We start from the raw sequence: 19,184 nt of genomic DNA, 5'->3' as shown, positions 1-19,184 counted from the left end.
CGATGCGACTTTCCCGTCGACGGCTTACCGTCTACTGCGTGGCGTTCCTCTTCGCGATCGTCATGAACTTCGCGGTTCCCCGGCTGATGCCGGGGTCCCCCGTCGACAGCATGATCGCCCAACTCGGACCGCGGGCAACGCCCGCGGCCATCGAGGCGATCAAGGCGCGTTTCGGTGCGATCGAGCAACCGATCTGGCAGCAGTTCGTCGACTATGTCGTCGGGCTCGCCCATTTCGATCTCGGCGTCTCGGTCAAGTATTATCCGCAGACGGTGCTTGAAGTTCTCGGCCGCTCGGCCGGGTGGACGGCGTTTCTCGTGGTCACCGCCATAACCTTCTCTCTTTGCATCGGTGTGCTGCTCGGCGCCGTCGCCGCCTGGCGCCGTGGCGGGCGTTTCGACAGTTTCGTCTCGCCGTTCTCGGTGGTGCTGATTGCCGTTCCGCCCGTCATCATCGCGCTTGCGACGCTTTTCACTTTCGGCGTGACGCTCCGGCTGCTGCCGGTCGGCTACGCCTATGATCCGAGCCTCGACCCGGGGCTGAACTTCACCTTCTTCGGCAGCGTCTTCCTGCACGCGATCATGCCGGTGCTGACGCTCTCGCCCTATCTGATTGGCGAGTTTCAGACGACGATGCGCTCCAGCATGATCTCGGTGCTCGGTGAGGACTACGTCACCATGGGGCGAGCCAAGGGCCTCTCGGAAGCAGCCGTCATGTTCGGCTACGCGGCGCGCAACGCCATGCTGCCGGTGCTCACCAACCTGGCGCTGATGCTGGGGGCGGTCTTTGGCGGCTCGATCGTGACCGAGATCGTCTTCAACTATCCGGGTCTCGGACTGACGCTCTATACGGCAAGCGTTGCCCGCGACTATCCCGTGATCCAGGGGCAACTGCTGCTGATGACGATCGCCACGCTCGGCGCCAATCTTCTGGTCGACATCATCTATGGCGTGGTCGATCCGCGCATAAGGGAGGGCAGGGCATGAATGCGGGCGTCTCCTTGTTCTGGCGGCAGAAGAAAGCCGTCGCCGGCCTTGTCATCATTCTCACGCTCTGCCTGATGGCGCTGTTCGCGCCGGTTCTCGCACCGGGTGATCCGAGCGAGCGTGTCGGTCGTTCGCATCAGCCACCAACCGTCGAGCATGTCTTCGGCACCACGAAGATGGGCCGCGACGTCTTCTCGCAATTCGTCTGGGGTGCCAGGCCGTCGCTTGCGGTCGGCTTTGCCACCGGCCTTGCGATTACTGCGCTCGGCACAATCGTCGGCCTCGTCGCCGGTTACTTCGGCGGCCGCACGGATGCGACGCTTGATCTCGCCACCAATGCCGTCCTTGTCATACCGAATATTCCGCTGCTGATCCTGCTTGCGTCTTTTGCCGGCACGGTCGGGCCGATGGCGATCATGGCGATCATCGCGCTCACCTCCTGGCCCTGGGGGGCGCGGATGACGCGGTCGCAGACCATGGCGCTCCGGCAGCGTGAATTCGTGGTGGCGGCGCGCATGGTCGGCGAGCCGCATTGGCGGGTCATCTTCGTCGAGATCCTGCCCAATCTGGTGCCGCTGATCGGCATCAACGTGGTCGGCAGCATCATCTATGCGATCGTCGCGCAGACGACGCTCGAATATCTCGGCTTCGGCGATCCGCTCCGGGTGACCTGGGGCACCATGCTCTACAATGCGCAAAACTCCTCGGCGATCATCGTCGGCGCCTGGTGGGACATCGCCGTTCCGGCCGCGGGCATCGCGCTCGTCGGTCTTGGTCTCGCGCTCATCAACTTCACCTTTGACGAGATCGCCAATCCGCAGCTTCGCTCCGGTCCGGCGCTCAGCCGCTGGCTGCGTCTCACGCGGCTACGCCGTCGCGAACTGGAGGCGGCCCGATGAGCGATGCACTCCTGGAAATCCGCAACCTGAACGTCGATTACCTGCTTGACGACGGCGCTTTCCGCGCGGTTAACGATGTCTCCTTCGAGGTGCGCCGCGGCGAACTCTTCGGCCTTGCCGGCGAATCCGGCTGCGGCAAGAGCACGATCGCCTATGCGATCACGCGGCTATCAAAACCGCCGGCCTGGGTCGCCGGCGGCGAGATCCTGCTCGATGGTCAAAACCTCCTGAAGATGCCGGAAGCGTTGCTTCAAAACGTCCGCTGGCGGCGGATCGGCATGGTGTTCCAGAGCGCAATGAACTCGCTCAACCCGCTGATGCGGGTCGAGGCGCAGTTTTTCGACGTCTTGCGCAAGCACACCGGCGCGACCAGGCCGCAGGCCCGTGCACGGGCCGAAGAAATGTTCCGGCTCGTTGGAATCCCGATCAACCGCCTCGACGACTATCCGCACCAGTTCAGCGGCGGCATGCGCCAGCGCATCGTTATCGCAATCTGCCTGGCGCTGAAGCCGGAACTGATCATCATGGACGAGCCGACGACGGCGCTCGACGTCGTCGTGCAGCGGGAAATCCTGGAGCAACTCGTCGACCTGCAGCGCAACCTCGGTTTTTCGGTGCTGTTCATCACCCACGACCTGCACCTGATGGCGCAGCTCTGCCATCGCATCGGTGTTATGCTCAAAGGGCAATTGGTCGAGGTCGGCGACACGCAGCAGATCAGCCGTGCGCCGGAACACGACTACACGCGGAAACTCTGGGGCGCGATCCCGCAACTGCCCTCATCCGTCCGCAGCCTGGGGGTCGTCGAATGAACGTGATGCCGCTAACGACGACCATGGCTGACGAAGACGATGCGATCGTGCGCCTCAAGGACATCAGGCGCAGCTTCGGTACCGTCGAGGCTTTGCGCGGCATTTCGCTTGCCTTAAAGCCCGGCCGGGCGCTGGCGCTCGTCGGCGAATCCGGTTGCGGCAAGACCACCTGCGCCCGCATCGTCGCGCGGCTCGATGCGCCGACATCGGGGACGATGGCGTTTCGCGGCGCCGACGTTACCCAGGCCGGAGGAAGGGCCGACGAAAAGATGCGTCGGCGGGCGATCCAGATGGTGTTTCAGGATCCCTTCGCCTCACTCAACCCGGTGTTCTCCGTCTACCATCACCTCGCGCGGCCACTGCTTTTGCATGGTCACGCCAAGAACGGGGGCGAGGCGAAAGCTGCCGTCGCGCGTCTGCTCGCCGATGTCGGTCTGGACGCCGATGTGACGGCACGAAAGTTTCCGCACGAACTGTCCGGTGGCCAGCGCCAGCGCGTCAACATTGCCCGGGCGCTTGCCGTCGGGCCGGATGTGCTCGTTGCCGACGAGCCGACATCGATGCTCGACGTGTCGATCCGCCTCGACATCCTGGAACTGCTCGCGCGCATCAAGCGCGAGCGGAACCTCGCCATGCTCTACATCACCCACGATATAGCCACGGCCGCCCACATCGCCGAGGAGGTCGTGGTGATGTTTGCCGGGCAGATGGTCGAGTGGGGCGAGACCAGCGCCGTCATCGGCAATCCCCGCCATCCCTATACGCAACTGCTTCTTTCCGCGGTCCCCGACCCCGATCGCCCCTTTGTGCCAGGGCAAAGCGCCCGCTTCCTTGCCCATGCCGACGACGTGCGGCGAAAGAGCCGTCCGGCCTCCGACAACGTGGAAGAAGTTACCGTGAATCACTTCGTCCGTGCCCTTGGCCGAACGCCGGCGTGAGCTATGTGAACCGAGGACCCGCATTCCCCAAGAAACGCGCTGGCCCCCGGGGCGGCCGCAGAGACCAATCACTCATGGAGCCATTTGATGACGTTTGCCGCCAAATCTGACTATCTTCTGGAAACGCTCTGGGTGCCCGTCGGCACCGCCGACAGGTCGGTCTATGCGCTGACGCTCACCAACAATTCGGACCGGCCGATCAAGGGCTTTCGCCTCGGCGTCTCGGGCCCGGCGCGCATCGATCCTGCCGCTGAGGTCGAGGGCGGGCAGCTTCTGGTCCGGCTCTCCAACTATGCGGAATTCGCGCCGCCGGAAGGTTTTGAGCTGAAGCCCGGCGCGACCTGGACGCTCGAGGCTCACGGCATGAGCTTCGAGCCGCGCCACTGGACCGATGGCGCCAACGCCGCCTTCCTCGTCCTGTCCGATGGCACGAATGCGCCGGTTGCCGTGCTTGCCTCGCGGGCGCACGGTGACAATGCCGAGCTGAAGCGTGGCGCCGCCGTCTATCCGGTGCCGAAGGTGGCCCCCGTGCCAGTCTCGATCGTGCCGTGGCCGCAAGCGGTTGCGGTCTCCGGTCAGCTATTGGCGCCTCCGGGCCTCGATCTGAAGGCCGAAGGCAGTGAAGCGTCCGCCGCGGCGAAGGCGTTTGCCGATCTCACGGCCAGCCTGTTTCCGGTCGAGGGCATTGTCCGGCCGGCGGCGGAGGGCGGTTTCCCGGTCGAATTGTCAAAGGCGTCGCACCTTGGTCCGGAGGCCTACACGATCCGTTTCTCGCCTGCCGGCGTCGCCATTTCGGGCGGTAGCCAGACGGGTATTCTCTACGGCCTGATCACGCTCGGCCAGGTCCTGCGCGGGGCGCGGTCGCATCCGGGCACCTTCGTGTTTCCGACGGGCGGGGAGATCAAGGACGAGCCGGCGCTCGCCTGGCGCGGCACCCACCTCGACGTCGCCCGGCAGTTCTATAGCACCGCGGAGGTAGAGCGCTTCCTGCAGCTGATGGCCTGGAACAAACTCAACCGTTTCCACTGGCACCTGACCGACGACGAGGCCTGGCGCGTGGAGATCGACGCCTATCCGGCGCTCACTGAAATCGGCGCCTGGCGCGGCCATGGTCGCAAAATCCCGCCGCTGCTCGGCTCGGGTCCTGAACCGACCGGCGGCTACTACACCAAGGCGGCGGTTCGTCAGATCGTAGCGCTTGCCGCCAGCCTCGGCATCGAGGTGATGCCGGAAATCGACATCCCCGGTCATTCCTATGCGATGCTGCAGGCAATCCCGGAACTGCGCGATCCCGAGGAAAAGGGAAGCTATCATTCGGTCCAGGGCTTCCCGGACAACTGCCTGAACCCGGCGCGCGAAGAGACCTATCGCGTGCTGGAAGTCATCTTCGACGAGTTGATCGAACTCTTCCCGATGCGGGCGATTCATGTTGGCGCCGACGAGGTGCCGCTTGGTGCCTGGTCCGGCTCGCCGGAAGCGCTCACGCGGCTTCGTGCACTTGCCGGTGACGAGGTCGCCGAAACCCACGCCAAACGCCTGAACGTCGTCACCAACACCCATGGCGCCGACGAGATCGACGGTTCGGGTGCGGCGGTGCTGCAGGGCGAGTTCCTGGCGCGCGTCCAGGCGTTCCTGGCGAGCCGAAATTGCGTTACCGGCGGTTGGCAGGAGGCGGCCCACGGCAACGTCATCGACAAGGCGAAGTCGTTGCTCTTCGGTTGGCGCACGGTCGAGGCGTCGGCCGCGCTTGCCGAGGAAGGTTACGACATCGTCGTCTGCCCGGGCCAAGTCTACTATCTCGACATGGCCAACAGCCCGGCCTGGTCGGAGCCCGGCGGCAGCTGGGCCGGCTGGTCAGACCCGGAAAAGCTCTACACCTTTGACCCGGTCGAAGGCTGGACCGACGCACAGAAAAAGCACCTGCTCGGCGTGCAATGCTGCATCTGGTCCGAACCGATGACCGACCGCGCCGTCTTCGACCGGCTCGTCTTCCCGCGGCTTTCGGCGCTCGCCGAAACCGGATGGACGCGACCCGAACGTAAGTCCTTCAAGCGCTTCGAGGCGCTGGTCGGGCTGATGCCGGTGCTCTACGGCTTTTATGCTGCGGAGTAGGAGCGGTTAAGTTTCCAGTTTTCGTCTGGGCTTGGCCAGGCGATGGATTGGATAGGCAAACGGCGGCGAGAGCCGCCGTTCGTCGTTCGGAGCTAGCCAGGCGTGCGCTTCCGCTTTGCTGGATACGATTTGGATTTTCGTGCTTGTGCGCCGGAGCGTGACACGCAAAGGTGCGCATCGATCCCGCGACGACCCGCGGGATGCAGCGTTTCCTGAGGCCAAGTTATCGATGCGAAGACTTCCTGGATTGTCGGCGATGAAGGTCTTCGAAGTGGTCGGGCAGACCCGCAGCTTCACGCGGGCGGCCGAGCGGCTCAACCTCACGCAAAGTGCGGTCAGCCGCCAGGTTCGCAACCTCGAGGATGAGCTTGGCGAAGACCTGCTCATCCGTCGCCACCACCATCTCGAGCTGACGCCGGCCGGTGCCGAACTGCTGGCGACGATCCAGGAAGCGTTCCATAGCATCGAGGTTTCGCTGCGCAGCATCACCGAGAAGAGCAACCAGAACCGCTTGCGGATCAACGTTCCGCCGACCTTTGCCAAGCGCTGGCTGCTGCCGCGTCTGCCGCGGCTGCGCGTGGCCCTGCCCGACGTCGATATCAGCCTCAGCACCGAAGCCACGGACACGATTGCCGAGCGCGGTCTTCTCGACTGCGCCATCCGCTTCGGCGATGGCGAGTGGCCGATGCTGGATGCCAGCATCCTGATGACGGAGCGGCATGTGGTCGTCTGTGCGCCATCACTGCTCGAAGGGGTGAAAGTCGAGGGTCCGACGGACCTGCAGCGCTTTACCTTCCTGCACGTGCTCGCTTCACCCGACCGGCGTTATCTGACCTGGCGCCATTGGCTGGATGCAGCCGGGTTCCAGGATGTCGATACCCGCGGCGGGCTAGAGTTCGACCTGCTCGATCTGGCGATCGAAGCGGCCTGTGCGGGCCTCGGCGTCACCGTTGCCGATCGTTCGATGGTTCGCAATCAGCTTGAGACCGGGCAGCTCGTGCAGCTTTTCGACGTCGAGGTCGAGGGGCATGAATCCTACTGGTTCGTCACGCGGCCCCAGGCCGGAAACGACCGCAAGGTCGACGCGTTCCGTGCCTGGCTGCTTACGGAAGTTTCGGCCGACCGGGCTGCCTGAGCCAAGCATTCCATTTTGGAATGCTCTCGCTGAAAATTACTCGCTTGTGCCTCCGGCCCTATCGTCGCAACAGTTTCGTGACGGTCTCGGTCGGGAGAGAGACGGGCCGTCGCTCATTGTGCTCTCTCCCGCGCAGTCCGCTTGTCCTGCGCGCCTTTGGCGCCCGGAGCCGCGGCCAACACATCCGAGATGCCATGAGCCCCTATCGCAATTTTTCCGGCGGTCGTTTCATCGAAAGCACGTCTGCGGTGACGATCGACGTCCGTAATCCGGCGACAGGCCAGGTCTTCACATCGGTGCCGGCAGCAACGGATGAGGAGGCAACAGCAGCGGTCGAGGCAGCCATGAAGGCGCAGCGCGCCTGGGCGGCACTGCCGGCCATCCAGCGTGGCGATGCGCTGCGTCGACTGGCGACGGTGCTGGAAAGCCGGGCTGAGACCATCGGCGCTGCCCTGGCGAAAGAGTCGGGCAAGAGCCTCGCCGACGCGACCGCGGAAGTCATCTACGGCGCCGAACTGATGCGCTACCACGCCGAATGGGCGCGCCGCATCGAGGGCGAAGTGATCGAGAGCGACAATCCCGGTGAAACCCTGCTCTTGAAGCGTGTTCCGATCGGCGTCGTTGCCGGGCTGATCCCGTTCAACTATCCGATCTACACACTGGTGCGCAAAATCGCCCCGGCGCTGATTGCAGGAAACGCCGTTGTCGTACGGCCGAGCAACAATACGCCGACATCCGCCTTCGTTTTTGCCGAAGCGATCGTCGAGGCCGGCCTGCCGGAAGGCCTCGTTAACATCCTCACGATGTCGCATGACGTTGCGAAAACGCTCTGCACTCATCCCGGCGTCGGCATGATCACGCTGACCGGCAGCGTTTCGGCCGGCCGCATCGTGCTCGACTACTGCAAGGAAAACATCGCCAAGCCCTCTCTCGAACTCGGCGGCAAGACTCCCGTCATCGTCGAGCCGGATGGGGATCTCGATGCTGTGGCACAGGCGATCATCGCCGCCAAGACCGCCCATTGCGGCCAGGTCTGCACCAGTGCCGAGCGGCTCTACCTACACGAAAGCGTGCATGACACGCTGCTCGCCAAGCTGCGCGAAGGTTTCGCTGCCCGCGCCTTCGGCGACCGCGCCGAGGATGCGACCCGCATGGGCCCGCTCGCCAACGACGCCGCGCAGAAACGCGTGCATGAAATGGTCGAGCAGGCGCGGGCGGAAGGCGGAACGGTCGAGACCGGCGGTTACCTGCCGGAAGGACCGGGCTACTTCTATCCGCCGACGTTGATTTCCGGCTGCCGCCAGGAGATGGAGATCGTGCGCGAGGAGGTCTTCGGGCCTGTTCTCGCGGTGATCCGCTACTCGACCTTCGAGGAAGCGCTGGCGCTGGCGAGCGACCATCAGTTCGGCCTGAGCTCGGTGCTCTTCACCGAGAACTATCGCACCGTCATGCGGGCCAGCGACGCCATCGAGGCCGGCGAACTCTACGTCAACCGTTTCCCGGCGGATCCCTATCAGGGCTTCCACGCCGGCTGGAAACGCTCGGGTCTCGGCGGCGACGACGGCAAGCACGGGATGCTGGAATTCACCCAGACGCGCCTCGTCGTCCTGAAACACTGATCATTTGAAATGACGCAATTCCGGACGGGAACCGGAATTGTTCGGACATCAACATCAAGACCGGGCCGATGGCATGCTCCCGCCATCGGTCGGGGAGGAGACTACCCTTGAGCTCAATTTCCGAAACAGAAATCGCTGCGCCGTCCGTGTCGGCCCGCAGCCGTTACCTGCAACTGGCGCTGATCGTGATCGCCGCGGGCGCGATCTATCCGATCCTCTACCTGCGCCAGTCCTACCAGACGACGATGCTGGAGGTACTCAAGCTCACCAACACCGAGCTTGGCGTTCTCTATTCCATTCTCGGCACCAGCTTCCTGGTCGGCTACCTGCCGAGCGGCTGGCTCGCCGACCGCGTCCAGCCGCGCATCCTGATCCTCGTTTCCATGGTCGGCACGGGACTGCTCGGCCTCTGGTACGCGACGCTGCCCGGCTACTCATCGCTTCTCGTCATCTATTGCGGCTTCGGCGTCACGACGGGCCTGACGTTCTGGGCGGCGACGCTGAAGCAGGTGAACCTGATCGCCGGCGCCAATGAGCAGGGACGCTTCTTCGGCATTCTCGACGGCGGCCGTGGCCTGGTCGAGGCGCTGCTTGCCAGCGTCGCCATCGCGCTCTTTGTCTTCACGACGGAAACGCGCGGCGCCGGGCTTGCCATGGGTTTCCGTGATGTCGTGCTGCTCTATGCCGTTTTCTGCATCGTCGTCGGCATCGCCTATTTCGCCGTGTCGCAGCCCGTCGTTGTCGAGAAAGGCGCGCGCAAGCGCGAAGGCAACCTGCTGGCCGACATCAAGACGCTGCTCCGTATCCCCGAGGTCTGGCTCGTCGCCGCCATCATCTTCTGCGGCTATCACGTGTTCCTCGCGACCTACAGCTTCTCGGCCTATCTGCAGGAAGGCGGCTTCGGCATTTCCGCCGCCATGGCCGGCGTGATCGTCACGATCAAGCTGTGGCTGCGCCCGGTCGGCGGTATCGGCGGCGGCCTGCTTGGCGACCGCTACGGCAAGACCGCGATCCTGCTCCTGAGTTTCATCGTGGCAGCCGCCAGCCTCGTGGCGATGATCGCCCTGCCGGGCATCGGCTCCACGGTCCTCTTCGTCGGACTGGTGCTGCTCGTCGGCCTCATCACCTATACGATCCGTGGCCTCTACTGGGCGATCCTCGACGATTGCCACGTGCCGGCCAACATCACCGGCCTTGCGATCGGCATCATCTCGCTCGTCGGCTACGCGCCCGACACCTACCTGCCGCTCGTCAACGGATACCTCTCAGACCGTTATCCGGGCATCGCCGGCTACCAGTTCTATTTCGGCTACATCGCCGCCATCTGCGTCCTCGGCGCCATCGCCACCCTGGTGCTGATGGCCCGCCTCAAGAAAAAGGGATGACACAAATGAAGATCGCGTCTCTCAAGACCTATGCCGTCGCCGTCCCGCCGCCGCATGTGGGCGGAATGTACTGGATCTTCGTGCGCCTCACGACCGCCTGCGGCATCGAAGGCATCGGCGAGATCTACGCGACCTCGTTCCATCCAAAGGCGCTGACGCCGCTGATCGAAGACGTCTTCGAGCGGCATCTGCTCGGCCATGATCCGCACCAGATCGAGCGCTTCTGGCGCTCGGCCTATTCGAGCGGCTTCACCCAGCGCCCGGACCCGACGATGATGGGTATCGTCTCGGGTCTCGAAATCGCCTGCTGGGATATCATCGGCAAGGCCGCCGGCCGGCCCGTCGCGGACCTGCTCGGCGGCACCGTGCACGAGAAGCTCCGCGCCTACACCTATCTCTACCCGAAGAACGCGGCTGGAGAGTTCGACTTCAACGATCCGGATCTCGCCGCCGGATGCGCCGTCGAAATGGTCGAAATGGGCTTCACCGCCGTCAAGTTCGACCCGGCCGGTCCCTACACCAACTATTCCGGCCACCAGCTTTCGCTCGGCGTGATGGACCGCTCGGAGGAATTCTGCCGCAAGATCCGCGACGCCGTTGGAAGCAGCGCCGATCTGCTCTTCGGCACGCACGGCCAGATGGTGCCGTCCTCGGCGATCCGGCTGGCGCGGCGTCTCGAAAAATACGACCCGCTCTGGTTCGAAGAACCGGTTCCTCCCGGACAGGAAGCGGCGATGGCAGAGGTGGCGCGCGCGACCTCGATCCCGATTTCGACCGGCGAGCGCCTGACGACCAAGTACGAGTTCCAGCGCGTCCTCGAACTGAAGGCTGCCTCGATCCTGCAGATGAACGTCGCACGCGTCGGTGGGCTTCTCGAGGCGAAGAAGATCGCCGGCATGGCAGAAGCCTATTACGCCCAGATCGCCCCGCATCTCTATAACGGCCCGGTCGGGGCTGCGGCCAGTATCCAGCTGTCAGCTGCGTCGCCGAACTTCCTCATCCATGAGGCGATCCTCGATTTCAGCGGATTTCATGCGGATGTGCTGAAGACCAAGCTCGCCGTCGAGGATGGCTACATCATCCCGTCGCGCGAGCCTGGCCTTGGCATCGAGCTCAACATGGACGTCGTCGAAAAGCACACGCCGTACACCGGCGAGCGCCTGCACCTGCAGATGGACAGCCGGCCGGCGGACGTGAAGGCCTTCGCGCCGGCACGCGGATAACTCCGACGATAGGACATGCAGATGATCTACGACTACATCATCGTCGGCGCCGGGTCGGCCGGCTGCATTCTTGCGAGCCGGCTCAGCGAAAATGGTCGCCACAGGGTGCTTTTGATCGAGGCTGGCGGCAACGACAATTCCTTCTGGTTCAAGATCCCGGTCGGCTACGCCCGCAGCTACTACAATCCCCAGGTCAACTGGATGTATTCGAGCGAGCCGGAGGCCGAGCTTCAGGATCGCAGCATTTACGTGCCGCGTGGCAAGGTCCAGGGCGGATCCGGCTCGATCAATGCGATGATCTATGTGCGCGGCGCGCGCGACGACTTCGACGACTGGAAAAACGCCGGCAATACGGGCTGGGGCTATGACGATGTCCTGCCCTATTTCCGCCGGCTCGAAACCCATGCGCGCGGATCGTCCGAATGGCACGGCGGCGAAGGCCCGATCCACATCACCCCGATGCGCGGCATGACGCACCCGATCACCGACGCTTTCCTCGAAAGCTGCGGATCGTTGCAGCTGCCGCTGAACGAGGATTTCAACGGCGCCTCGATCGAGGGCGCCGGCGTCTACGACGTCAACACCAACAACGGCCGCCGCTCGCATTCGAGCGCGGAGTATCTGAGGCCCGCCCTCAAGCGTCCCAATCTCACGATCGAACGCTACGCGCAGGCAGAAAAGCTGGTCTTCGGCGAAGACGGACGCGTGACCGGTGTCGATGTCATACAGAATGGGACGCGGCGCCGCTTCACGGCGGGGCGCGAGGTCATCCTGGCCGCCGGTGCGGTCGGTAGCCCGCAGCTGCTGCAGGTCTCGGGCATTGGCGACGGCAAGGCGCTGTCGTCGCTCGGGGTCGAAACGCGCCGGCATCTGCCGTCGGTCGGCCTGAACCTGCAGGATCATCTCTGCGCCAGCTTCTATTATCGTGCGACGATCCCGACGCTCAACGACGAGTTCGGCAGTCTCTTCGGCCAGATGCGTCTCGGTCTGCAGTATCTCTTGACCGGCAAAGGACCGTTCTCGATGAGCGTCAACCAAGCGGGTGGTTTCTTCCGCGGCCGGCCAGACGAAGAGCGGCCGAACATCCAGCTCTATTTCAACCCGCTCTCCTACCGCATCCCGACGGATCCGAAGGCCGGGCTGAAGCCGGAGCCCTATCCCGGCTACCTGATCTGCTTCAATTCCTGCCGGCCGACGAGCCGCGGCAGCATCTCGATTGCGTCCGGCGACCCCTCGGTGAAACCGCTGATCCGGCCGAACTACCTGACGACCGATCGCGACATCGACGAAGTGCTGCAGGGAAGCCGGCTTGTCCGCCGGATCGCGTCGGCCTCGGCACTCTCATCGTTGACGGCGGAAGAGATTTCGCCGGCGCCGCGCGTGGAAAGCGACGAAGCGCTGATGGACTATTTCCGCGAAAACTCCGGCTCGATCTATCATCTTTGCGGCACCTGTGCGATGGGGCCGGACCAGGAGAGCTCGGTGGTCGACAGCCGCCTGAAGGTTCACGGTGTGCCCGGTCTTCGCGTCGTCGACGCCTCGATCTTCCCCAACATCACCGCGGGCAACATCAACGCGCCGACGATGATGGTTGCGGAGAAAGGTGCCGATCTGATCCTTGCCGATGCCGCCTGAGCGGCACGGCTTTCCTGTCGACTGGGGGACCCGACGCAGTGGTCGCCGGTCAGGCGTAGGGGTGTCGTTGAACGTCAGGCGTGATTTGCCATCGTCGATTGAGCGTGACTATACTTCCCGCACTTCATAGCCGTCCATATCAGGTGCTTGCCCCTACCGAACGATCGTTGCCACCGCGCTCGACGCGGCGAGACCACGGTCATTGAAATCTGGCAATGCGCCGCGAGCCTGCGAGGGAGAGACGCATGCCGAGTTTCCGCTTGAAGACCCTGTCGATTACGTTGCTCTTTGCATCGAGCCTGACGCCCTGGGCGGTGCAGGCGGCTTCACCCGAGCCCGTGAAGGCGGAGCACGGCATGGTGGTCACGGCCCAACACCTGGCATCCGATATCGGTGTTGCCGTGCTGAAAAGCGGTGGCAATGCCGTGGATGCAGCCGTTGCCGTCGGCTATGCGCTTGCCGTCACCTATCCGACCGCCGGCAATATCGGCGGCGGCGGTTTCATGACCATCCGCTTTAAGGACGGCAAGACGACGTTCCTCGATTTCCGCGAGCGGGCGCCTCAAGCTGCGACCAAGACCATGTATCTCGACGCCAAGGGCAATGTCGTCGACGGCCTGAGTACCGAGGGCTATCTCGCCGTCGGCGTTCCCGGCCCGGTCATGGGCTTCGAAATGGCGCGCAGCCGATATGGCACCAAGCCGCTTGCCGAGTTGATCGCGCCGGCGATCGCGCTTGCCAAAGACGGCTTCGTGCTGGAGCAGGGCGATATCGATTCCTTCGAGGGCGAGACGGACAGGCTCGCCAAGGACCCGGCCGCGGCCGCGATCTTCCTGAAGGACGGCAAGCCGTTCGTCGCCGGCGAGAAGCTGATCCAGGCCGATCTTGCCGCATCGCTTTCGAGCATCGCCGAGAAGGGCACCGACGCCTTCTACAAGGGCGCGATCGCCGACCAGATCGTCAAGGCGAGCGCGGAGAAAGGCGGCGTGCTCGCCAAGGCAGATTTCGAGCGCTACGCCGTGCGCGAACTGGAGCCGGTCAAGTGCAACTACCGCGGCTATGACATCGTCTCCTCGCCGCCGCCATCCTCCGGTGGCGTGATCATCTGCGAAATCCTCAACGTTCTCGAAGGCTACCCCATTTCCTACATGGGCTATGGCGCCGCCGACACCGTGCATGTGATGATCGAGGCCATGCGCCACGCCTATGTCGACCGCAACACGTCGCTCGGCGATCCTGATTTCGTCGAGAACCCCGTCGCCAAGCTCACCGACAAGGCCTATGCCAAGGACATCCGCGACAAGATCGATCCGTTCCGCGCCGGCGTTTCCGCCACGCTGATCCCCAAGGGTTTCGGCGAAAGCAAGGAGACGACGCACTATTCGATCATCGACGACGAGGGCAATGCGGTTGCGGTCACCTATACGCTGAACGGCTCCTTCGGCGCCGGCGTCGTGGCGCCCGGAACCGGCATCCTGCTCAACAACGAGATGGATGATTTCACTGCCAAGCCAGGCGTGCCCAATCTCTACGGTCTGGTGCAGGGCGAGGCCAATGCGATCGCGCCCGGAAAGACGCCGCTGTCATCGATGAGCCCGACGATCATCTCCAAGGACGGCAAGCCCTTCATGGTGATCGGCAGCCCCGGCGGTGCACGCATCATCACCATCACGCTCGAAGCGATACTCAACGTCATCGACCACGGCATGAACATCCAGGAAGCGGTCGACGCGCCGCGCGTCCATCACCAGTGGCTGCCGGACAAGGTGTTCATGGAGCCCTATGCGCTCTCGCCAGATACCCGCAAGCTGCTGTCGGCCATGGGCCACAATGTCCAGATCGATGAAAGCTGGACGATCTGGGGACAGGCGACCGGCATCCTCGTCGGCGGCGAGAGCCTTTCGGACATCGAGGCCGGCGGCGGCGCCCGCTACAATGGCGCAGTCGACAGCCGCATCGGCGCGGGTGCTGCGCGCGGTTACTAGACGCGCGCGAATCGGCGCAAAGCTGCGCCCTCGACACCCATTCAGAGCGGCGGATCGTCAGTTCGCCGCCTGATTTCGCGCATGCGACCACCGCGTGCTCACGCGAAAAAGATTTGAAAGCGGTTCCGGTTGAATTTATTATGTTTTCAGAGCGTGCGACCGCACGCGATCGTACGCTTTGGCCAAGCTTCATTCGTGGAGGTTGTCATGGCACTGATGGAAGGAAAGAAAGCACAGGACTGGATCAATCTGGTTCTTGCCGTCTGCCTGTTCGTCTCCCCCTGGATCATGGGTTTCGTTGTCGAAAGCGTTCCGGCCTGGAACGCTTGGGGCGCCGGCGTCGTGCTCGGCGTTCTGGCTATCGCGACGCTTGCCATGTTTGCGGAATGGGAAGAATGGGCAAGCCTCATCGTCGGGCTCTGGCTGATCGCTTCACCCTGGCTGCTCGGTTTCTCGACCAGTCCCAACCCCATGTGGACGCATGTCGTCCTTGGGGTGTTGGTGACCGCGCTCGCGATCTGGGCCGTCTGGGACGAACGGCAGCATCCGCATGCACATGCATGACGATGAGTAGAGAAGATTGCGGCCCGGCGCCGCAGCGCCGGGCCGCAATCAGTTTGCATCATTCGCTGCAATTTTGCGTTTGCGGCTGGCCGGATCGAGAGCGAAATCTGAAAAACCGTGCGGAACCGTCCTCTTCGGATTTGCGTGAGTTCAAAGGTCAGATCCCTTCGAACAATCCAAACGGGCCAGCGCATGGATTCACCTTACGGTGTCTTCGACAGCACGGCGCGCAACGACCGCCACGAACTCCCGAGCGCCGGGGTAGGTTTTCGGCTACCCATCGGCAGCGAGGTCGTTGAAGCAGGCTTTGCTCTTGCCGAACCATGGAAATCACTGCCGGCAAGCCAATGTTCATGACATCCTGGTCATTCAGCGATTGCGCACGCCCGCTGCGCGGGCGATGGCGTGCAATTGGATAATACCAATATAACGCCAATCAGCGACTGTTTCGGAACGTGAACGCAACTTGTATGCGCTATCTGTAAGAAATGTAACACGAATTATCCCGGCTTCAGTCACCATTACGGATAGTTGCGCCGCCGCGATCTGGACAGGTGGTCATGTTTTGGTATTTCTAATACTGGCCGCAAGGAGATGGGCCAAATCGGAAGTGAATACGGAACGCTATTGGCCCGAGGGCGAGCAAGCCGGCGGGCAACCGGAAAACTGGGAGATTTAAATGAAGCCGAGTTCCATTTTTGCCCCGTTGGGGTCGACCGTGACAGCATCGGGCACCCCGCGTTCGGTAAAAGCGGGTAGCGCACGGCGCCGCCTCCTTGGACTGTTGACAGCGACAGCGTGTCTCATTTCAGCGGCTCCAGCCGGCGCCTTCGACCAGGCAAACGCTGCCCGTATAAAACAGCTGGTCGACACCGGCATGCAGTATTACTGGTCGGGCGGCGACGTCAAAAAGGCGGAAGCCGAAGTCTTCAAGGGCATTACGCTGCATGGCAAATATGATGTCGTGGAGGAAGCCTTCAAGGAAGCGTCGACGCTCGCGCCTGAGCGGTTGGATTTCCAATATGCCGTTGCTGCGACCCAGATCATCCAGAAGAAGCTCGACGACGCGCAGGCGACCTTCCAGAGCATCCTTGGCAAGGACCCGACCGCTTTTGATGCGCAAAGCTGGCTTGAGGCAATTGCCCGCATCCGTGGCGATGAGACCGGCGCGGCGCTTGCCCACCAGGCTCTGGCCGGTCTCGATCGCGAGCGAGCGGAAGAGTATCGCAAGCGGTTTGTTCGCGCAGAACAGATCATGGCTGAAAAGCCGAACTTCGACGTCCCGACTGTGCCAGGGAAAGTCGTGATCGTCGCGCTGGGCTACGCGCTCGCCGATGACGGCAAGGCGCAGCAAACCTTGCTCGATCGTCTCGAGGTGACGTTGAAGGTCGCCGAGGCCAACCCGACAGCGCTCGTCATGGTGAGTGGCGGCGTGCCGAAAAATGGCGTTACGGAAGGTGACGTCATGTCCAAGTGGCTGGTCGACAAGGGTATCAGTCGCGATCGCATCATGATTGAGGACAAGTCGAAAGATACGATCGGCAATGTGATCAATGCCGCCAATCTCCTGGTGCGGCATCAGGCCGACACGGTAATCCTGGTGACCAGTTCGAGCCACATGCGCCGCGCGCGCACGGTCATGGAGGATGCCTTGAAGCAGCGCGGCCTGCCATCGGCAGTGGTGCCGCTGAATGCACTGGACGCGCCAACCCAGGATGAAGCGGCAAAGATCGGGGCGGACGAGCGGTTGGTCATCTACCGTGATCTGATGCGGGTTTCGGGCGTATGGGCCTATCCGGGGCTGCAGCAGTAGTCATCGGAACATCCCCGAAAGCGCCTGATGCTTGCGCGTCCCACCCTTGCACTTAAGGGTGGGACGCGTGCGTTTCTGGCTCAGTTTGAGAATGCGCCGGTCGCGTGTATGGCACGCAGGAAGAGGCTGCGTACTCCCGCACTTCAACATAATGCTTCCCATCCGTCCTGCTTTGCCCTAGAAGGCGCGCCGTAATCCGGTCGCAGCCTACCCGGTCAAAACAAGGACACCTATCATGAAGACAATCGTCATCTGCTCCGGCGGATTGGACTCGGTATCGCTTGCCCACAAGGTCGCAGCCGAACACGAACTCATTGGCCTGCTCTCCTTCGATTACGGCCAGCGACACCGCAAGGAGCTGGACTTTGCCGCCGCCTGTGCCAAGCGGCTCGGCGTTCCGCATCAGGTCATCGACATCAGCGCGATCGGCGCCCATCTCACGGGATCGGCATTGACGGACGATGTCGACGTGCCCGACGGCCACTACGCCGAGGAAACGATGAAAGCGACGGTGGTTCCGAACCGCAACGCCATCATGCTCGCCATCGCCTTCGGGTTGGCAGCAGCGCAGAAGGCGGATGCGGTGGCCGTCGCCGTGCATGGCGGCGACCATTTCATCTATCCCGACTGCCGTCCCGGCTTCATCGACGCGTTTCAGGCGATGCAGAACCACGCGCTCGACGGCTACGCCGACGTCACGCTCTACGCGCCCTATGTGACGATTTCGAAGGCGGATATCGTCACCGACGGCGCGAGCCACCAGACGCCCTTCGAAGCGACCTGGTCCTGCTACAAGGGCGGCGCGCGCCATTGCGGGCGCTGCGGCACCTGCGTCGAGCGGCGCGAGGCCTTCCATCTGGCCGGCGTTGCGGATCCGACCGACTACGAAGATCCGGATTTCTGGGTGGCGGCGACGTCGGCCTTTGCGGCCGAGGAGGTGAAGTGATGTTCCGGATCACCAAGGAATTCCATTTCTCCGCCTCGCATCAGTTGAAGAGCCTGCCGGCAGACCATCAATGTGCGCGGCTGCACGGCCACAACTACGTCGTCGAAGTCGAGCTTGCCGGCGCGGAGCTCAACGAGCACGGCTTCGTGCGCGACTATCACGAGCTTTCGCCACTGAAGCGCTACATCGACGAGAGTTTCGATCACCGCCATCTGAACGACGTTCTCGGCCACGACCGGGTGACGGCCGAATGTCTGGCGAAGCACTTTTACGACTGGTGCAAGGCGAGGCTGCCGGAAACCTCCGCCGTGCGTGTCAGCGAGACGCCGAAGACCTGGGCGGAATACCGGCCATGAGCGGGCCCGGCGAAACGCGCATCCGTGTCAGCGAAATCTTCGGGCCGACGATCCAGGGCGAGGGCATCCTGATCGGGCTTCCGACCGTGTTCGTGCGAACCGGCGGCTGCGACTATCGCTGCAGTTGGTGCGACACGCTGCACGCGGTCGACAGCGAGTATCGCGACCAATGGCTGCCGATGGGCGTCGAAGAGATCTGGAGCGAGGTCGTCACGCTCTCCGGTGGCAAGCCGCTGACGGTCTCGCTTTCCGGCGGCAATCCGGCGATCCAGCCGCTGGCGCCCCTGATCGCCCGCGGGAAAGCCGATGGCTATCGCTTCGCGCTGGAAACGCAGGGCAGCATCGCCAAGGACTGGTTTGCGGATCTCGACGTGCTGGTGCTGAGCCCGAAGCCGCCGTCGAGCGGCATGGAAACGGACTGGCAGACCTTCGACGACTGTCTTCGAATGGCAGCGGATGGGCCGCAGGTGGCGCTGAAGATCGTCGTTTTCGACGAGCGCGACTATGCCTATGCCCGGGATACGGCGGCCCGGTACCCCCATCTGCCGCTCTACCTGCAGCCTGGCAACCATACGCCTCCACCCCCTGACGACGACGACGCCAAAGTCGACATCGACGGCATCATCGATCGCATGCTCTGGCTTGTCGGCAAGGTGACGGAAGATCGTTGGTTCGAGGCCCGCGTCCTGCCGCAGCTGCACGTCCTGCTCTGGGGCAACAGGCGCGGGGTGTAGGCGGCAGACGCGCCCTTACCGCTTGCCGGCAAGCGCCTTCGC

16 protein-coding genes are annotated in these 19,184 nt (G+C 63.4%); all 16 read left to right on the top strand.

Annotated elements, in window-relative coordinates; translation table 11 throughout:
- Nucleotides 1–2 precede the first annotated feature (2 nt).
- The 16 genes from IB262_RS09905 to queE all read left to right on the top strand — a co-directional run bounded on the left by IB262_RS09905 (nucleotide 3) and on the right by queE (nucleotide 19,142).
- Complete coding sequence (locus IB262_RS09905; RefSeq protein ID WP_034789647.1) at nucleotides 3–986, top strand: ABC transporter permease; 984 nt, start codon at nucleotides 3–5, stop codon at nucleotides 984–986.
- Nucleotides 983–1,885, top strand: a complete 903-nt coding sequence (locus IB262_RS09900; protein WP_034789645.1) for an ABC transporter permease — start codon at nucleotides 983–985, stop codon at nucleotides 1,883–1,885. The genes IB262_RS09905 and IB262_RS09900 overlap by 4 nt, the downstream gene beginning before the upstream one ends.
- A complete protein-coding gene (locus tag IB262_RS09895; RefSeq protein WP_034789644.1) occupies nucleotides 1,882–2,697 on the top strand; it encodes an ABC transporter ATP-binding protein in 816 nt (271 codons plus the stop codon). Before IB262_RS09900 ends, IB262_RS09895 begins: the two co-directional genes overlap by 4 nt.
- Nucleotides 2,694–3,635: an ABC transporter ATP-binding protein gene (locus IB262_RS09890; protein ID WP_051659167.1), complete on the top strand. Its 942-nt coding sequence runs from the start codon at nucleotides 2,694–2,696 to the stop codon at nucleotides 3,633–3,635. Before IB262_RS09895 ends, IB262_RS09890 begins: the two co-directional genes overlap by 4 nt.
- Nucleotides 3,636–3,722: 87 nt before the next feature.
- Nucleotides 3,723–5,747, top strand: a complete 2,025-nt coding sequence (locus IB262_RS09885) for a beta-N-acetylhexosaminidase (protein ID WP_192493534.1) — start codon at nucleotides 3,723–3,725, stop codon at nucleotides 5,745–5,747.
- Nucleotides 5,748–6,003: 256 nt separating this feature from the next.
- Entirely contained in the window at nucleotides 6,004–6,882 is an 879-nt protein-coding gene (locus IB262_RS09880; protein ID WP_090427612.1) for a LysR substrate-binding domain-containing protein, read from the top strand.
- 194 nt (nucleotides 6,883–7,076) lie between these two features.
- Nucleotides 7,077–8,501, top strand: a complete 1,425-nt coding sequence (gene aldA / locus IB262_RS09875) for an aldehyde dehydrogenase (protein WP_034789638.1) — start codon at nucleotides 7,077–7,079, stop codon at nucleotides 8,499–8,501.
- A 107-nt stretch (nucleotides 8,502–8,608) separates the two neighbouring features.
- Nucleotides 8,609–9,886 carry an MFS transporter gene (locus IB262_RS09870; protein ID WP_034789636.1) on the top strand — a complete coding sequence of 426 codons (1,278 nt, stop codon included), beginning with the start codon at nucleotides 8,609–8,611 and terminating at the stop codon, nucleotides 9,884–9,886.
- 5 nt (nucleotides 9,887–9,891) lie between these two features.
- The gene (locus IB262_RS09865) at nucleotides 9,892–11,109 is read left to right on the top strand and encodes a mandelate racemase/muconate lactonizing enzyme family protein (protein WP_034789633.1); all 1,218 of its coding nucleotides are present in this window, start codon (nucleotides 9,892–9,894) and stop codon (nucleotides 11,107–11,109) included.
- Nucleotides 11,110–11,130: 21 nt separating this feature from the next.
- On the top strand, nucleotides 11,131–12,744 hold the full coding sequence (locus IB262_RS09860; RefSeq protein ID WP_034789849.1) for a GMC family oxidoreductase N-terminal domain-containing protein: 1,614 nt from the start codon (nucleotides 11,131–11,133) through the stop codon (nucleotides 12,742–12,744).
- Nucleotides 12,745–12,989: 245 nt separating this feature from the next.
- Entirely contained in the window at nucleotides 12,990–14,729 is a 1,740-nt protein-coding gene (gene ggt / locus IB262_RS09855; RefSeq protein ID WP_034789631.1) for a gamma-glutamyltransferase, read from the top strand.
- 207 nt (nucleotides 14,730–14,936) lie between these two features.
- The gene (locus IB262_RS09850) at nucleotides 14,937–15,293 is read left to right on the top strand and encodes an SPW repeat protein (RefSeq protein ID WP_034789629.1); all 357 of its coding nucleotides are present in this window, start codon (nucleotides 14,937–14,939) and stop codon (nucleotides 15,291–15,293) included.
- A 679-nt stretch (nucleotides 15,294–15,972) separates the two neighbouring features.
- Nucleotides 15,973–17,106, top strand: a complete 1,134-nt coding sequence (locus IB262_RS09845; RefSeq protein ID WP_192493533.1) for a YdcF family protein — start codon at nucleotides 15,973–15,975, stop codon at nucleotides 17,104–17,106.
- Between the two features lie 235 nt (nucleotides 17,107–17,341).
- Nucleotides 17,342–18,052 carry a 7-cyano-7-deazaguanine synthase QueC gene (gene queC, locus IB262_RS09840; RefSeq protein WP_034789627.1) on the top strand — a complete coding sequence of 237 codons (711 nt, stop codon included), beginning with the start codon at nucleotides 17,342–17,344 and terminating at the stop codon, nucleotides 18,050–18,052.
- On the top strand, nucleotides 18,052–18,408 hold the full coding sequence (gene queD / locus IB262_RS09835; protein ID WP_034789625.1) for a 6-carboxytetrahydropterin synthase QueD: 357 nt from the start codon (nucleotides 18,052–18,054) through the stop codon (nucleotides 18,406–18,408). Before queC ends, queD begins: the two co-directional genes overlap by 1 nt.
- Complete coding sequence (gene queE, locus IB262_RS09830; protein WP_034789624.1) at nucleotides 18,405–19,142, top strand: 7-carboxy-7-deazaguanine synthase QueE; 738 nt, start codon at nucleotides 18,405–18,407, stop codon at nucleotides 19,140–19,142. The genes queD and queE overlap by 4 nt, the downstream gene beginning before the upstream one ends.
- Nucleotides 19,143–19,184 lie beyond the last annotated feature (42 nt).

The sequence above is a fragment of the Ensifer sp. ENS02 genome (genome assembly GCF_014851885.1).
Lineage (GTDB): Bacteria > Pseudomonadota > Alphaproteobacteria > Rhizobiales > Rhizobiaceae > Ensifer > Ensifer adhaerens.
This window is presented reverse-complemented; position numbering and strand designations above follow the sequence as displayed.

Excerpts from the sequence above, each read along its gene's own strand:
- IB262_RS09885 (WP_192493534.1), top strand. The coding sequence starts at position 3,723 with ATGACGTTTGCCGCCAAATCTGACTATCTTCTGGAAACGCTCTGGGTG.
- queC (WP_034789627.1), top strand. The coding sequence starts at position 17,342 with ATGAAGACAATCGTCATCTGCTCCGGCGGATTGGACTCGGTATCGCTT.
- queD (WP_034789625.1), top strand. The coding sequence starts at position 18,052 with ATGTTCCGGATCACCAAGGAATTCCATTTCTCCGCCTCGCATCAGTTG.
- IB262_RS09865 (WP_034789633.1), top strand. The coding sequence starts at position 9,892 with ATGAAGATCGCGTCTCTCAAGACCTATGCCGTCGCCGTCCCGCCGCCG.
- aldA (WP_034789638.1), top strand. The coding sequence starts at position 7,077 with ATGAGCCCCTATCGCAATTTTTCCGGCGGTCGTTTCATCGAAAGCACG.
- IB262_RS09880 (WP_090427612.1), top strand. The coding sequence starts at position 6,004 with ATGAAGGTCTTCGAAGTGGTCGGGCAGACCCGCAGCTTCACGCGGGCG.
- ggt (WP_034789631.1), top strand. The coding sequence starts at position 12,990 with ATGCCGAGTTTCCGCTTGAAGACCCTGTCGATTACGTTGCTCTTTGCA.
- IB262_RS09890 (WP_051659167.1), top strand. The coding sequence starts at position 2,694 with ATGAACGTGATGCCGCTAACGACGACCATGGCTGACGAAGACGATGCG.
- IB262_RS09860 (WP_034789849.1), top strand. The coding sequence starts at position 11,131 with ATGATCTACGACTACATCATCGTCGGCGCCGGGTCGGCCGGCTGCATT.
- IB262_RS09850 (WP_034789629.1), top strand. The coding sequence starts at position 14,937 with ATGGCACTGATGGAAGGAAAGAAAGCACAGGACTGGATCAATCTGGTT.
- IB262_RS09900 (WP_034789645.1), top strand. The coding sequence starts at position 983 with ATGAATGCGGGCGTCTCCTTGTTCTGGCGGCAGAAGAAAGCCGTCGCC.
- IB262_RS09895 (WP_034789644.1), top strand. The coding sequence starts at position 1,882 with ATGAGCGATGCACTCCTGGAAATCCGCAACCTGAACGTCGATTACCTG.
- queE (WP_034789624.1), top strand. The coding sequence starts at position 18,405 with ATGAGCGGGCCCGGCGAAACGCGCATCCGTGTCAGCGAAATCTTCGGG.
- IB262_RS09905 (WP_034789647.1), top strand. The coding sequence starts at position 3 with ATGCGACTTTCCCGTCGACGGCTTACCGTCTACTGCGTGGCGTTCCTC.
- IB262_RS09845 (WP_192493533.1), top strand. The coding sequence starts at position 15,973 with ATGAAGCCGAGTTCCATTTTTGCCCCGTTGGGGTCGACCGTGACAGCA.